11 protein-coding genes are annotated in these 11,875 nt (G+C 69.8%); 5 read left to right on the top strand and 6 right to left on the bottom strand.

Going from position 1 to position 11,875, the window contains the following annotated elements:
• The first annotated feature begins 81 nt into the window (after positions 1–81).
• Complete coding sequence (locus HMH01_RS12015) at positions 82–912, top strand: universal stress protein (RefSeq protein ID WP_171325874.1); 831 nt, start codon at positions 82–84, stop codon at positions 910–912.
• A gap of 113 nt (positions 913–1,025) precedes the next feature.
• Positions 1,026–2,186: an L-dopachrome tautomerase-related protein gene (locus tag HMH01_RS12010; RefSeq protein ID WP_171325872.1), complete on the top strand. Its 1,161-nt coding sequence runs from the start codon at positions 1,026–1,028 to the stop codon at positions 2,184–2,186.
• A gap of 3 nt (positions 2,187–2,189) precedes the next feature.
• Here the strand turns inward: HMH01_RS12010 and HMH01_RS12005 are convergent, their stop codons facing one another.
• Complete coding sequence (locus tag HMH01_RS12005) at positions 2,190–3,152, bottom strand: zinc ABC transporter substrate-binding protein (RefSeq protein ID WP_171325870.1); 963 nt, start codon at positions 3,150–3,152, stop codon at positions 2,190–2,192.
• A 113-nt stretch (positions 3,153–3,265) separates the two neighbouring features.
• Here HMH01_RS12005 and HMH01_RS12000 point away from each other — a divergent pair, with 113 nt between their 5' ends.
• The gene (locus HMH01_RS12000) at positions 3,266–5,500 is read left to right on the top strand and encodes a dehydrogenase E1 component subunit alpha/beta (protein WP_171325868.1); all 2,235 of its coding nucleotides are present in this window, start codon (positions 3,266–3,268) and stop codon (positions 5,498–5,500) included.
• Between the two features lie 10 nt (positions 5,501–5,510).
• On the opposite strand, the gene HMH01_RS11995 is transcribed toward HMH01_RS12000, so the two are convergent.
• Positions 5,511–6,356 carry a universal stress protein gene (locus HMH01_RS11995; RefSeq protein WP_171325866.1) on the bottom strand — a complete coding sequence of 282 codons (846 nt, stop codon included), beginning with the start codon at positions 6,354–6,356 and terminating at the stop codon, positions 5,511–5,513.
• A gap of 50 nt (positions 6,357–6,406) precedes the next feature.
• Positions 6,407–6,892 carry an Hsp20/alpha crystallin family protein gene (locus tag HMH01_RS11990; RefSeq protein WP_171325864.1) on the bottom strand — a complete coding sequence of 162 codons (486 nt, stop codon included), beginning with the start codon at positions 6,890–6,892 and terminating at the stop codon, positions 6,407–6,409.
• Between the two features lie 141 nt (positions 6,893–7,033).
• Between HMH01_RS11990 and HMH01_RS11985 the strand changes: the two genes are divergently transcribed.
• Positions 7,034–7,462, top strand: coding sequence for a DUF2267 domain-containing protein (locus HMH01_RS11985; protein ID WP_171325862.1), 429 nt, complete (start codon positions 7,034–7,036; stop codon positions 7,460–7,462).
• 40 nt (positions 7,463–7,502) lie between these two features.
• Here the strand turns inward: HMH01_RS11985 and HMH01_RS11980 are convergent, their stop codons facing one another.
• Positions 7,503–8,123, bottom strand: a complete 621-nt coding sequence (locus HMH01_RS11980) for a helix-turn-helix domain-containing protein (protein ID WP_171325860.1) — start codon at positions 8,121–8,123, stop codon at positions 7,503–7,505.
• A 221-nt stretch (positions 8,124–8,344) separates the two neighbouring features.
• Here HMH01_RS11980 and HMH01_RS11975 point away from each other — a divergent pair, with 221 nt between their 5' ends.
• Complete coding sequence (locus tag HMH01_RS11975; RefSeq protein ID WP_343035270.1) at positions 8,345–9,076, top strand: response regulator; 732 nt, start codon at positions 8,345–8,347, stop codon at positions 9,074–9,076.
• Between the two features lie 4 nt (positions 9,077–9,080).
• Here HMH01_RS11975 and HMH01_RS11970 read toward each other — a convergent pair whose 3' ends face one another.
• Both HMH01_RS11970 and HMH01_RS11965 read right to left on the bottom strand, forming a co-directional pair.
• Complete coding sequence (locus HMH01_RS11970) at positions 9,081–10,613, bottom strand: ATP-binding protein (RefSeq protein ID WP_171325856.1); 1,533 nt, start codon at positions 10,611–10,613, stop codon at positions 9,081–9,083.
• Positions 10,614–10,665: 52 nt separating this feature from the next.
• A complete protein-coding gene (locus HMH01_RS11965) occupies positions 10,666–11,814 on the bottom strand; it encodes a site-2 protease family protein (protein WP_343035269.1) in 1,149 nt (382 codons plus the stop codon).
• Positions 11,815–11,875 lie beyond the last annotated feature (61 nt).

Below are 11,875 nucleotides of genomic sequence, written 5' to 3'. Positions count from 1 at the left end.
TCAATAAACTTGATCTGGCGCAAGGATGGGCGTCTGCTGGGAGCCCAAGATCGACCCGAAATCGACGAGGGAGGTGGGCTCATGCCCTTCGCATCTGTCCTGACACTTATCCGGCCCGATCAGCCGGACAGCGCGCTCGAGGGGGCCATCGGCTTCGCGGGCGACGGCCACCTGATGGTGCTGGTAGCCGCAAAGGCGCCGCCGGCGCCGGTTTCGGCCTATGACATGACCAGCGGCACCGCCTGGCTCGAGGCGACCGAGGAAGCCCGCCGCTGGGCGGCCGAGAGTGCCGACGCGGTGGAAGCCCTGCTGGCCCGGCGCGACCAGCGCGGCGCGGTCAGCGGCCATGTGGCGGGGCCGGTCCACCTGTCCGACCTCGTGGCCAGCGCCAGCCGGTGCGCCGATATCGTGCTGATGCCGGTCGGCGCGGCCCGCGACCAGGAACTGGAACACGCCGTGGTCAACGGCGCGATGTTCGAGACCGGCGCCCCGGTCCTTGTCTACCCCGCCGCGACCACCCCGGCATCCACGCCGAAGAACGTGCTTGTCGCGTGGAAGGCGACGCCGGAAAGCGGGCGCGCGCTGCGCCTTGCGCTGCCGGTCCTCAAGACGGCGGCCTCTGTCACCGTCCTGCTGATCGACCCCGAACCGGGCGCGCGCGGCCATGGCGAGGAGCCGGGCGCCGATATCGCCACCTATCTTGCGCATCACGGGATCAGGCCCGAGGTGGTCAAGCTGCCCTCGGAGGGCCGCACCGCCGAAGAGGACATCACCCGTCAGGTGCGCGAGACCGGCGCCGACATGCTGGTGATGGGCGCCTACGGCCATTCCCGGCTGCGTCAGCGCATCTTCGGCGGCACCACCCAGGCGATCCTGGATGCGCCGCCCTGTCCGGTGTTCTTCGCGCACTGATCCTAAGGGGCTGTCCCATCGCGGGGCGCGCGGGGGTTGCCCGCGGGCCCCGTTTGACGTTCCGACGCACGGATGGGAGTATTCCGCAAATTCGTCATTGCAGAGTATTCATCGTGCTGTTCCGTATCCGCAATTTCCTTGGCTTCCTTCTCTCCGCAGCCCTTGTCCTTGTCATCCTGGTCGCGGGCCTTGCATGGTTCCTCTTCCGTCCCGGTGGGCTCCATGCCGATCTGACCGGCGCGCCGCTTCTCGAGGGCTCCACGCTCGAAGTGGCGGCGGTTTCCGATCGCCCGGTGGGCGATGTCGTCGTCACCCCCGAGGGGCGGCTCTTCTTCACCCTCCATCCCGCGGCAGCCGGCCCGGGGCCGCGGCTGTTCGAATGGGTGGACGGCGCGGCGCGGCCTTTCGGGGCGGCGGCCGGGCTTGAAACCCCGTTCGCGCTGGGGATCGACGGGCAGAACCGGATCTGGGTCGCGGATCCGGGCCGGCTGGGCCTGGGCACGCCGCGGCTTGTCGCGTTCGACCTGACAACCGGCGCGCCGCTGCACGAGCATACCTTTCCGCGCGGGGTCACGCCCTGGGGATCGTGGCTGAACGACCTGGCGGTCAGCGCGGATGGCAACTGGGTCTATCTGGCCGATGCCGGGGTCGCGTCGCACCGGGCCGCGCTGGTGGTCTACAACGTGCGCGACCGCCGCTCCTACCGGATGCTGGCCGGGCACGAGACGGTCTCGCCGCGCGACTTCCTGATCCGGGCGCCGGGGCGCGACATGGCCCTGCTCGGGGGGCAGATCGCCCTCAAGCCCGGCGTCGCGGCCCTCTCGCTGTCCGAGGACGGGGACTGGCTGCATTACGCGGCCGCCAATCACGACACCGCCTACCGCATCCCGGTCGAGGGGTTGCAGAACCCGAACTTCTCGACCGTGCGCGTGGCCGTCGATATCCAGACCGTCGGCACCAAGCCCCTCGGCGAGGGGATCGCCACCGCGGGCGCGGCGCTGCTTGCGACCGATGTCGAACATGGCGCGGTGATGCGGCTTCTGCCCGACGGGCGGACCCAGACCGTCCTGCGCGACGACCGGCTGCGCTGGCCCGGTCAGCTTGCGACGGGGCCGGACGGTGCGCTTTATGTCGCCGACAGCGCCTTGCAGCATGTGCTGCTGCGGGACGCAGGCGCGGTGGCGGCGGCGGCGCCCTTCACCATCTGGCGCATTCCCGCGCCGCCGCCCGCGGTGCCGCTCGACCCGCTGACCGGGCGGCCGGTGCAGCCCTGAGGGTCAGGCCCCGCCGCCCAGGCAGTCGGTCATCGCCGCCGCCATGTCGCGCATGAGGGCCGGGTAAAGACCCGCGCCCGGTTCCAGCGCGGCGCCGAGCGGGTCCAGAAGTCCCAGCCGCGCACCGCTTTCCGCGGCCAGCTGCTCGACCAGCGCGCCCGATTGCTGCGGCTCGGCGAAGATGCAGGCGACGCCTTCGCCACCGAGCAGCGTGTTGATCTCGGCAATGCGCGCGGCCCCCGGCGCGGCCGCATCGCTGGCCGAGACGGCACCGGCGGCCTCGACCCCGAAGCGGGCCTCGAAATAGTGGAACGCGTCATGCAGCACCACGAAGCCCGTGCCAGCAAGCGGCGCCAGCGTCGCGGCAAGTTCCTCTTCCAGCGCCCGCAACTCCGCCTGCGCCGCCGCGGCGTTCGCGGCATAGAGTTCGGCGCGCTCGGGATCGAGCCCGGCCAGTTGCTCCGCGATGGCCGCGACCATGGCCTGCGCGTTGCGGGGGTCCAGCCAGACATGCGGATCCTCTCCGTCATGCGCATGCCCGTGGTCGTCATGCGCGGCCTCTTCCGCGTGCCCGTGGTCGTCATGCGCCCCGTGGTCATGCGCCCCGAAGACCGCCCCTTCGCGCATCTCCAGATGCATCACCCCCGGCGCATCCATCAGCGCCAGCCGGTCCGCGTCCTGCGCCAGTGCCGCCAGCGCCCGCTCCAGCCAGGGCGTCAGCTCGGGGCCGACCCAGACCACGAGCCCGGCGCTTTCCAGCAGCTGCGCCTCCGATGGGCGCATCGCATGGCCATGGGCGTCGGCGCCGGGCGGCAGCAGCAGCACAGGCTCTCCCGCGCCCTGCATCACGCGGGCGACAAGCGAATGGACCGGCAGGATGTCCGCCACCACGCGCGGCGGTTCCGCCGCCTGCGACGGCAGGGCGGGCAACAGGCACAGGGCCAGAAGGGGAAGGGTGCGTTTCATCTCTACCTGTGTGTGTAATAGTATAACATAACGGTTCCTACCCACGCCGACCCCGCCTTGTCAAGCCGCCAGCGGTGTAGGACACAAGGCAGGGAACAAGCAGGGGGCAGGACATGGCGACAGCGGACAGCGCAGAGGATCTGGCACAGGCGGCGCGCTCGGCGGATGCCGGCCAGCGGATCGACGCGGCGTTCCGGTTGCGGGTGGCGGCGGGCGACCTGCCCCCGGGCGCGCCCCCGGCCGAGGGGCTTTCCCCCGACCGCGCCCGCGCGCTGTTCGCCGCCCAGTGCCTGAGCCGCCATCTCGACCTGGTGGCGCGCGACCTGCAAAAGCGGGGCGAGGGGTTCTACACCATCGGCTCGTCCGGGCACGAGGGCATGGCCGCCGTCGCCGCAGCCCTGCGCCCGTCCGACATGGCCTTTCTTCACTACCGCGACGCCGCCTTCCAGATCGCGCGCGCGGGGCAGGTGCCGGGGCAGGACCCGGCCTGGGACATGCTGCTCAGCTTCACCTCCTCGTGCGAGGATCCGATCTCGGGCGGGCGGCACAAGGTGCTGGGCTCGAAGGCATTGGCGATCCCGCCCCAGACCTCGACCATCGCAAGCCACCTGCCAAAGGCGGTGGGCGCGGCCTTCAGCCAGGGGCTTGCCCGCCGCGCCCGGCCCGAGCATTGCGCCATGCCCGAGGACGGCATCGTCCTGGCCAGCTTTGGCGACGCCTCGGCCAACCATTCCACCGCGCAGGGGGCGATCAACACCGCCGGCTGGGCGGCCTATTCCGGCGCGCCCATGCCGCTGCTGCTGGTCTGCGAGGATAACGGCATCGGCATCTCGGTGCCCACGCCCAGGGGCTGGATCGCGGAGAGTTTGGGGCGTCGCGCGGGGCTGACCTACATGGCCGCCGACGGGCTCGACCTCTACCAGACCTACCGCGTTGCCAGTGAGGCGGCGGCGCTGGTGCGCCGGACCCGCAAGCCGGTGTTCCTGCACCTGCGCACCGTGCGGCTGATGGGCCATGCCGGGTCGGACCTGGAACTCGCCTATCGCCCCCGGGCCGAGATCATGGCGGCCGAGGCGGACGACCCGCTTCTGCATTCGGTCCGGCTTCTGCGCGACGCGGGCGCTGCCACCCCGGACGAGGCGCTCGCCATCTACCACGAAACCGGCGCCAGCCTGCGCGCCCGCGCGGAAGAAGCGATCCGCCGCCCGCGCCTGCGCAGCGCCGATCAGGTCGCGCAAAGCCTGATCCCGCCGGCCCGCGCCAACGCCCGCCCGAACGGTCCCGACCCCGAGACGCGCGCCCGTGCCTTCGGCACCGAAGCGGGCGCGATGGACGCGCCCCAGCCGATGGCGAAGCTGATCAACTGGGCGCTGACCGACCTGATGCTGACCTATCCCGAGATCGTGCTCGCCGGCGAGGATGTGGGCCGCAAGGGCGGCGTCTATGGCGTCACGCAGAAACTTCAGGACCGCTTCGGGCAGGGCCGCGTGATCGACACGCTGCTCGACGAACAGGCGATCCTGGGTCTTGGCATCGGCATGGCGCAGAACGGTTTCCTGCCGATCCCGGAAATCCAGTTCCTCGCCTATCTCCACAATGCCGAGGACCAGCTGCGCGGCGAGGCGGCGACGCTCCCCTTCTTCTCGAACGGGCAGTATGCGAACCCGATGGTGCTGCGCATCGCGGGGCTTGGCTACCAGCGCGGCTTCGGGGGCCATTTCCACAACGACAACTCGCTTGCCGTGCTGCGCGACATTCCCGGCCTGATCCTGGCCGTGCCCTCGGACGGGGCCGAGGCCGCGATGATGCTGCGCGAATGCGTCCGGCTCACCCGCGAGGAACAGCGCCTGTGCGTGATGGTCGAGCCGATCGCGCTCTACCAGACGCGCGACTTGGTTACGCCGGGCGACGGGCTGTGGGCGCGCGGCTACCCCGACCCGCAGGCGCGCATCCCCTACGGAACGGTCGCGCGGCATGGCGATGGGCGCGACCTTGCCATCGTGACCTATGGCAACGGCGCCTATCTGTCGGCGCAGGCGGTCCACGACCTGAAGGCGCAGGGGGTGGACGCGCGGATCGTGGACCTGCGCTGGCTCGCGCCGCTGCCCGAGACGGCGATCCGCGACGCGCTGAAGGGATGCCAGGCCGTGCTGGTGGTGGACGAATGCCGCCGCTCGGGCAACGTGTCCGAGGCGCTGATGACCCTGCTCGCCGAGGCGGGCCATGCCCGCACCGCGCGGCTGACCGCGACCGACTGCTTCATCGCGACCGGCCCCGCCTATGCCGCGACGCTGCCCTCGCGCGAGGGGATCGTCGCCGCGGCAAACGCGCTTCTGGGCCGGGGCTGAGCGGGCCGCGCTATTTCGAGAACAGGACCGGCAGCGTCGCGGTCTCCAGCAACTCGCGGGTCACGGCGCCGACCACGAAATCGTAGAAGGCCGAGTGCCCCAGGGCCCCGGTCACGATCAGGTCGGCGCCGCGCTCGAACGCCTCGCGCGTCAGCACCTCCGTCACGCTGTTGTCGCGGGTCGCGCGCGTCACCGTCTCGGCCCGGTGCCCGTGCCGGTCGAAGGCCTGCGCCAGTTCCGAGGCGGTGGCCAGGCTGTCGCGATAGTCCGGCGCTTCCGTCGATCCGGTGGCGACCGAAAGGATATGCACCGCGGCCCCCGCCTTCAGCAGGGCGAATGCGTCATGGGCGGCGCGCGTCGCCTCGCGGGTATTGCTCCAGCCCAGCAGCGCCGTCTGGCCGATGGGCTTGTCCCAGCCGTCGCGCGGCACCACCAGCACCGGGCGCCCGCTGTCGCGGATCAGCCGCTCGCAGCGTTCGCGCGCGCCCCTCGCATCCTTCGGCGGCTGGGCCGCGATCACCAGGTCGGCCGCGCGCGCGCTTTCCAGCAGCCGGTCGGCCGCCGTCGCCGTCTCGGTCCGGATCAGGCGCCATTCGGTGACGAAATCCTCCACCGCCGTGATCCGCCGGAACACCGCCTCGACCGCCTCGGCCTCCTTCTTCTGCGAGGCGCTGAAATCGGTGAAGGCGGGGGCGGGAACGTGCATCGCGAGTTCGGGGTAGACGACCAGCGACTCCATCAGGTGCAGGCCGATCAGATGCGCCCCGTGGCGCCGCGCCAGCGCCTCGGCCGGCGGCATCGCGGCCCTGGCGCTGGCGGCGTCGGGCAGAAAGACGAGGATCGTTCTTATGGTCATGGGTCTTGCCTTGCATGGGAGGGCCCGGCGGGCCGGGGCACCAGGGGCTCTCAACCCTTGGAAATCTCGATCTTCTGCGTCTTGCTCGCAGCCGTCGCCGGCTTCTCGATCCGCAGGTGCAGGACACCGTTCCTGAAGCTTGCCTTCACCTTGCCCTTTTCGGGGGTGAAGCCCAGCGACACCGACCGGCGAAAGCTGCCGTGGCGGCGTTCGACCAGGGTGTAGTCCTTTTCCTTCTCCTTGCGGTCGATGGTCTTTTCGCCCTTCAGCGTCAGCACGCCATCGGTGATCGACACCTCGATATCCTTTTCCGAGACGCCGGGAATTTCCGCCGTGATCTCCACCGTGCCATCCGCATCGGCGATGTCGAGCGCGGGCACCACGCCGTCGCGCCCGAGGAAGGGCAGGGCATCGCCGCCCGGCATCTCCTGCCGGAACCGGTCGAAGACGCGGTCGATCTCGGACTGGAGCGTCTGGAAGAACGGGGCATCGGCGGCGTTGTGGGCGAAAAGCGAAGGAAGATTGCGGCGTGTCATGGCTCTCTCTCCATTCTGGTCGGGGCAGGGGCCCCTGCACCGCAGGAATAGCGATCCCCGCCGCCGCGGGAATTGATGCGGGTCAATGCCCGGCCCGCGCCCGGGGGTAGGAAGGGGCGAAACCGGACAAGGGGGCCCGCCATGTCTCGCAAGGGGACGGAGACGATCGACCATGCGGCGCAGGTGGCGCATGAATGGGTCAACGAGTTGCAGGCCCGGCTGGAATGGGCCGATCCGGCCGATGTGCTGCGGCTGATGCGGGTGACGCTCGCGGCGCTGCGCGACCGGCTGGGGCCCGAGGAGTCCGCGCAGCTTGCGGCCCAGCTGCCGCTGATGATCCGCGGCCTGTTCTGGGAGGGGTGGAACCCCTCCGGAAAGCCCGTGCTCGACCGCAGCGGCGCGGACTTCATCGCCCAGATCGAACGCCATGTCGGCGAGGTCGCCGAGTATCGCGGCCCCGAGGACATCACCACGGTGTTTCGCACGCTCGAGGCGCATGTCTCGGAAGGCGAGATCGCCGATGTCCGCGCGCGCCTGCCGCAGGCGCTGCGCGCGCTCTGGCCGCAATAGCCGGCCGCGGCCCGGGGTTTCCCGCGGGCCGCGGCGGGGCTCAGTCGCTCTCGGCCAGTTCGAGCAGCCGCCCGGGGTCGCGCACGACCACGGTCTGCGCGCCGCGCAGCTGGATCACACCCAGCGCCCGCAGCCGGCTGAAGGACCGGCACACGGTTTCCGTTGTCAGGCCCAGGAAATCGGCGATGTCGGCGCGGCTCATCGGCAGGCTGATCACCGGCCCCGACGGGCTGCCCACCCCCACCCGCGGCAGCAGCGCGGCCAGGAAGGCGGCGGTCTTCTCGATCGCCGACTTGCGGCCCAGCATCACGAAGTGATCCTGCATGCAACTGATCTCGGCCAGCGCCGCCGAGACGAGCCTGCCGTGCAGCGCCAGGTCCATGGCCGGGTTGTCGAAGGCGCCGGTCCTGTGCACGACGACATCGGCCGGCGCCACGACATCGCATTCCGCGCGGTGCCTTCCATGATCGGGAAACCCCACCATGTCGCCCGGATAGCCGAAGGCGATCACCTGCCGCCGGCCCGCCTCGGTGTAGCGGGTCAGGCGAAGCACGCCGGACAGGATCTCGTAAATGAAATGCGCATGGTCCCCCTCGTGGAAAAGCACCTGGCCTTCGGCAAGATGCCGCTTGACGGCACGGCCTTCGGGCGGGGCGGGCATGCAGGGTGCAGGAAAGGCGGAACTGTTGAACTCGTTAGGAAGCGTCACATACACGATAAAATCCCCCTCATTACCGGTGGAGATCATGCGCCTCGTGTGTCGCGTGCATTCCGACATTTGTGTATCATTATGTAACAAACTGAAATCGCGCCTCACACCGGCCACACAACGCAATGAGCATTTCGGACCACGGGCCGAATTGGGGGCATCAGGGGAAAAACGTGGCGGCGACCCGTGTTCTTGTAGTGGATGACGACGTCAAGGTACGCCGCCTGTTGCGGCAGGCTCTCGAGAGCGAGGGCTTCGCCGTGGTGGAAGCCGCCGATGCCGACGGCGTGGCGGCCGCGTTGGACGCCAGGGAGTTCGACCTCGTCACGCTCGATCTGACGCTCGGCAATGACAACGGCTTCGAGATCGCGCGCGCCATCCGCCGGAAAAGTGCCGTGCCCATCATCATCGTTTCGGCAAAGACCGACCTGATCGACAAGGTGGTGGGGCTGGAGATCGGCGCCGACGACTTCATCACCAAGCCCTTCCACATGCGCGAGGTGGTGGCGCGCGTCCGCGCCGTGCTGCGCCGAAGCCAGACCGCGCCCAGCCCGCCCCCCCTGCGTCTGGTGCCCGCGCAGGCCGGCCCCTGCTACGCCTTCAGCGGCTTCAAGGCCTGGATCGACCGCTTCGAACTCCGCGACCAGCAAGGGCGGGTGGTGGACCTGACCAGCGGCGATTTCCGCCTTCTGCGCGTGTTCCTGGAACATCCCGGCCGGATCCTCTCGCGCGAGCGGATCATGGACCTGCTGAACGGCACCGGGTGGTCGCCGCTCGACCGCACGGTGGACAACCAGGTCGCGCGCCTGCGCAAGAAGATCGAAGAGGATCCGTCGAACCCGCGGCTGATCAAGACCGTGCGCGGGATCGGCTACACCTTCTCCGCCCCCGTGGATCTGTGCTGAGCCCTCAGGCGGACGCCCGCCCCAGCAGGTGATCCAGCCGCGCCGCAAGCTCGATCTGGCGATAGGGCTTGTGCAGGATCTGAAGATCCGCGTCGCCCGCCCGTAAGGGGTTGTGCAATTCCTGCGTGCAGCCGGTCGCAAGCAGCGTGCGCACATGGGGAAAGCGTTCGCGGATGCGTTCGGTCAGCGCAAGGCCCCTTGGCTCCTCTCCGATCACCAGGTCGGTGAGCACCAGCGCGATGTCCGGCCGCGCCCCGAGCAGCGCCAGCGCCTCTTCGGTGTCGGCGGCGCCCAGCGTCGCGTAGCCCAGCGCCTCCAGCCGGGCAAGCGTGGAACGCCGCAATTCCGGCCGGTCCTCGACCACCAGCACCACCTGGCCATCGCCCGCACCCATCCCCGCGGCGGGCTGCGGGGCGATGCGGTTCTGTTCCGCCGCCTCGTCCGCCGGCAGATAAAGGCTGACGGTCGTGCCGACGCCCGGCTCGGAATAGATCGTCGCGTGGCCGCCCGAATGCAGCGCGAAGCCATAGACCGAGGCCAGGCCAAGCCCCATGCCGCCGGTTTTCTGCTTTGTGGTGAACAGCGGCTCGAAGGCGCGCAGCTGCGTCTCCTCGTCCATGCCGATGCCGGTGTCGCAGACGCTGATCCGCACATAGCTGCCCGGCTGGATATCGAGTTCCTGCGCAAGAAAGGCGTCGTCGATCTCGGTGTTCTCGGTCCGGATCATCAGCCGCCCGCCCTCGGGCATCGCCTCCTGCGCGTTCAGCACCAGGTTGATCAGCGCCGAGCGCAGCTGGCTTGCATCCGCCTTGACCGGCCACAGCTCTCCGGCCAGTTGCAGCGTGACGTCGATGTCCGGGCCAAGCGAGCGCCGCATCAGCGCGCTGCCCCGCTCGACGATGGCGTTGATGTCCAGCCTGCGCGGCGCCAGGTTGCGGTGCCGGGAAAAGCCCATCAGGCTGTCGGTCAGGTCCACCCCGGTCTGCGCCGCGTCCAGCGCGTCCTGGATCAGCTCGTTCTCGGCCCCGGGCGGGATCCGCCGCTCCAGCAGTTCCAGGTTGCCGATGATGACCGTCAGCATGTTCTTGAAATCATGGGCCAGCGTGCCCGACAGCCGGCCCACCGACTCCATCCGCCGCGCCCGTTCCAGGGCGCGTTCCACGGCCTTGCGCTGGGTCAGGTCGTGCAGGATGACCACGAAGAGCGGCCCGTCCTCGCAGGTGACGCGGCCCACCGACAGCCCGGCGGAAAAGCGGCTGCCATCCTTGCGCCGCGCCTCCACCTCGGTGCCGGCCGCGCCGAGTATGGTTTCGGCGGGATAACTCTGCATGTCGTGAACCGCGCGCCGGCTGCGGCCGCGCGGGATCAGCAAGGACAGGCTCGCGCCCAGGATTTCCTCGGTCTTGTGCCCGAACATGCGCAGGGTCGCCGCGTTGACACGCAGCATTCGCCCATACCTGTCCGTGACCACCATCGCTTCCGCGGCGGAGTCGAACACCGCGTTCAGAACCGCGGCATCAAGCGTTGCCCCGGTCATATCGGCCCCCCTCCACGACAACGGATCCAGTGTGCCAGAGGTTTCCGACAAATCAACGACAATGCGCCGGTACTCCGCTGCGCAGGGTCTCGGCCATGCCGAGGAAGTGCAGAAGGTCACTCAACGTCACCACCCCCTCCAGCCGACTGCCCCGGGCGACCAGGTATTTCCGGGGTCCGCCCGCAAGGATCCGCTCCAGCAGCGCCCCCGAGGGCATGTCGGGCGGCACGGTATTCTCCTCGGTGCAGGCGACGAAGATGTCGTCCACATGCGTGTCGTCCCAGTGTTCCCGGTCGATGCCGCGCAGCAGCCTGATGTCCACGAAGCCCATCAGCCGCCCCCGTTCGACCACCGGGACGAAGCTGGCCGCGCGGCCCAGCATCACACGGTCTGCCATCTCGCGCAGCGTCTCGCGCGGGTCGGCGGTGATCACGTTGCGGGTCATGAACTGCGACACCATCCGCCCGTCCAGCGCCACCCGCATCTCGATCTGGCGCACCGTGCTTGCGGCGACTGTCGCCAGGAAGAAGCCGATCAGGATCAGCCAGAGCGCATCCACCGAGCCGCCCGCGAACAACGACAGGAACCCCAGCAGGATAAGCCCCCAGGCGATCGCCTGGGAAATCGCCCCCGAGATCCGCGTCGCTTCCCCAGGATTGCCGCGCAGCCGCCACAGGCCGGCGCGCAGGATCCGCCCGCCATCCAGCGGAAAGGCCGGCAACAGGTTGAACAGCGCCAGCACCAGGTTCGCCAGAGACAGGTAGTCCAGCAGCGCCGGCACCGGCGCGGCCAGCCCCGCCCGCCGCGCCAGCGCGGCCGCGGCCGCCATGCCCAGCGCCAGCGCAAGGCTCATCGCGGGCCCGACGGCCGCGATGCGGAATTCCGCGCCCGGCGTCCCCGGCTCGGATTTCAGTTCCGCCACGCCGCCGAACAGGAACAGCGTGATGCCCCCCACCGTGACCCCGTTCTGCCGCGCGACAAGCGCGTGGGCCAACTCGTGCAGCACCAGGCTGCCGAACAGGCCCAGCATGGCAAGCACGCCGATCCAGACATAGTCCCAGCGCCCGAGCCCCGGCAGGGCGTCGGGGAAATACCGTTGCGAAAGGCTCCAGACCACCAGTGCCGCGACGAGGAACCAGCTGGGGCTGAGATTGATGCGCAGCCCGAAGAGGTTCACGAAATGAAGTCCGGTCTTAGCCACGATGCCCCCCCGGCGCATCTCCCCGGGGCAGACTCTAGGCGGCGCCGGACCCCTTTCCTTG

This window comes from Halovulum dunhuangense, from assembly GCF_013093415.1.
Lineage (GTDB): Bacteria > Pseudomonadota > Alphaproteobacteria > Rhodobacterales > Rhodobacteraceae > Halovulum > Halovulum dunhuangense.
The sequence above is the reverse complement of the archived record's forward strand: the minus strand, read 5'-3'. Positions and strand labels throughout refer to the sequence as shown.

What these genes read in the sequence shown, in the direction of transcription:
- HMH01_RS11970 (WP_171325856.1), bottom strand. Translation starts at nt 10,613, where the DNA reads ATGACCGGGGCAACGCTTGATGCCGCGGTTCTGAACGCGGTGTTCGAC.
- HMH01_RS11985 (WP_171325862.1), top strand. Translation starts at nt 7,034, where the DNA reads ATGTCTCGCAAGGGGACGGAGACGATCGACCATGCGGCGCAGGTGGCG.
- HMH01_RS12000 (WP_171325868.1), top strand. Translation starts at nt 3,266, where the DNA reads ATGGCGACAGCGGACAGCGCAGAGGATCTGGCACAGGCGGCGCGCTCG.
- HMH01_RS11995 (WP_171325866.1), bottom strand. Translation starts at nt 6,356, where the DNA reads ATGACCATAAGAACGATCCTCGTCTTTCTGCCCGACGCCGCCAGCGCC.
- HMH01_RS11990 (WP_171325864.1), bottom strand. Translation starts at nt 6,892, where the DNA reads ATGACACGCCGCAATCTTCCTTCGCTTTTCGCCCACAACGCCGCCGAT.
- HMH01_RS12005 (WP_171325870.1), bottom strand. Translation starts at nt 3,152, where the DNA reads ATGAAACGCACCCTTCCCCTTCTGGCCCTGTGCCTGTTGCCCGCCCTG.
- HMH01_RS11980 (WP_171325860.1), bottom strand. Translation starts at nt 8,123, where the DNA reads ATGCCCGCCCCGCCCGAAGGCCGTGCCGTCAAGCGGCATCTTGCCGAA.
- HMH01_RS12015 (WP_171325874.1), top strand. Translation starts at nt 82, where the DNA reads ATGCCCTTCGCATCTGTCCTGACACTTATCCGGCCCGATCAGCCGGAC.